Annotated in this window: 1 protein-coding gene and 1 pseudogene; one reads left to right on the plus strand and one right to left on the minus strand. The window is 57.1% G+C overall.

Annotation, left to right across the window (positions count from 1 at the left end):
- Nucleotides 1–14: 14 nt before the first annotated feature.
- A pseudogene (locus tag BM252_RS32300) lies at nucleotides 15–89 on the minus strand (hypothetical protein); the annotation flags it as partial.
- A 111-nt stretch (nucleotides 90–200) separates the two neighbouring features.
- On the opposite strand from BM252_RS32300, the gene BM252_RS30780 reads away from it, so the two are divergent.
- Nucleotides 201–1379 carry a hypothetical protein gene (locus BM252_RS30780; protein ID WP_139236839.1) on the plus strand — a complete coding sequence of 393 codons (1179 nt, stop codon included), beginning with the start codon at nucleotides 201–203 and terminating at the stop codon, nucleotides 1377–1379.
- Nucleotides 1380–1512: the final 133 nt, after the last annotated feature.

The raw sequence follows: 1512 nt of genomic DNA on the forward strand, positions 1-1512 counted from the left end.
CGGCCCGGCCCGGCCTAGCGCAGGCCCGCCGCCGCGTAGTCGCACACGCCGTCCGGAAAGATTTTCTGCAGCCACGCCCGCTGGCCGGCCGTGAAATCGCTTCAACCGCCGCGCCGCCATGGCCGCCATGGTGCCGCGACTGGCGGTCGCGCTGGCGCAGACGAGGCCGTGCCCGAAATGGTTGGTGCTGGGAAAGGCTGATGGAAGAACATAATCAGGAAGATACGTGTGGCGCCCGGATACAGCCCGGAGCAACTGCCGTGCATGCGATTGCCCATCTCTTATGGAACCTGACGCCAGGTCAGAACACCTATGAATGCCTCCGGAAATTTTCCGATCGAATTCTACAACAACGCCTCTCGGGAGTCTGTATGTCAACAATTGGTTCTTGCCCTCCTATCCTTGCAACTCCCCTCTCTCTAGCTGAGTCTTCTTCCACTACGACGCACGCGGCAGCCGCAGCACCAATGTCAGCCAGTGCCGCTCCCCCTAGCCACGCTAATATCCATGCTGGGAGAGGGACTTTTCAGCATATGCTTTCCGCTGCTGCGAATCCCGGGGGCGAGACGAACGCTGGTGCGAACGCAGGCATACAAAGCAAATGGACGAAGGGTCATTGGGCAGCACTCCTGACGCAAAAAGAACGTACAGCGAGCAGTGAGGCCAACAAGAGGAAATTCTGGAACGCCTATGAAACAGCCGCTGGGCCAGCCGTGACGACATCGAGAGGGTCGAGGCCGTCTCCCGGCAAAGATTTGGCGACGGTTGTTTCAGACGGGCGAGCGTTACTCAATAGACTCGATGAACTGGCAGCTATGCCAGATACTCCCCCTCAGCTCAAAGCTTTTAGAGGAATGGGACGGGCCGAGGCCAATTCCATCATGGCATGGACTGAGCAGAAAGACGAGATTGAAGCATTCGTAAAAAATGGCGGGGCAATTGTTGAAGGCGGCCCGGAATTGGACGGGGCACCTTTAAGTCGGCACCTGAAGAGCGGTAACAGAATAATACCGATCGGCGCGCATATCGGGGGACTTGAGCAGGCAAAGACCTACGATAAAGGCGATGACCCTGTGATAATGGAATTCAAGTTAAAACCTGGGGCTGATGAGCTGCTGTTCAATCATCAATACATGGCTCTGGCTAGAGAGGGAAGCGGGGCAACCAGTTCCCTGGCAACGATAGCCAAGCGGGACGGAAACTATTATCAAAAGGCAACTGCGAATGAAGGGAACCTGCCCGGATATATTGGCATGAAAAATGAGGCGCGTGGAGACTTCAGCCTGTCAGTTGGGGGAAATGAACCCACGAAATTGTTATTCCAGCTATTCATTGAAAGCGTCTCACTTGTGGACAACGAAGGTAGGCCAGCCACATAAAACTAGCACTGGCCGCTTGAAATGGACGTGTCCACGGCCCGGCCCGGCCCGGCCTAGCGCAGGCCCGCCGCCGCGTAGTCGCACACGCCGTCCGGAAAGATTTTCTGCAGCCACGCCCGCTGGCCGGCCGTGA

Source organism: Rugamonas rubra (assembly GCF_900114705.1).
GTDB classification, from domain to species: domain Bacteria; phylum Pseudomonadota; class Gammaproteobacteria; order Burkholderiales; family Burkholderiaceae_D; genus Rugamonas; species Rugamonas rubra.

Coding starts and splice junctions, on each gene's coding strand:
- BM252_RS30780 (WP_139236839.1), top strand. CDS start 201: ATGGAAGAACATAATCAGGAAGATACGTGTGGCGCCCGGATACAGCCC.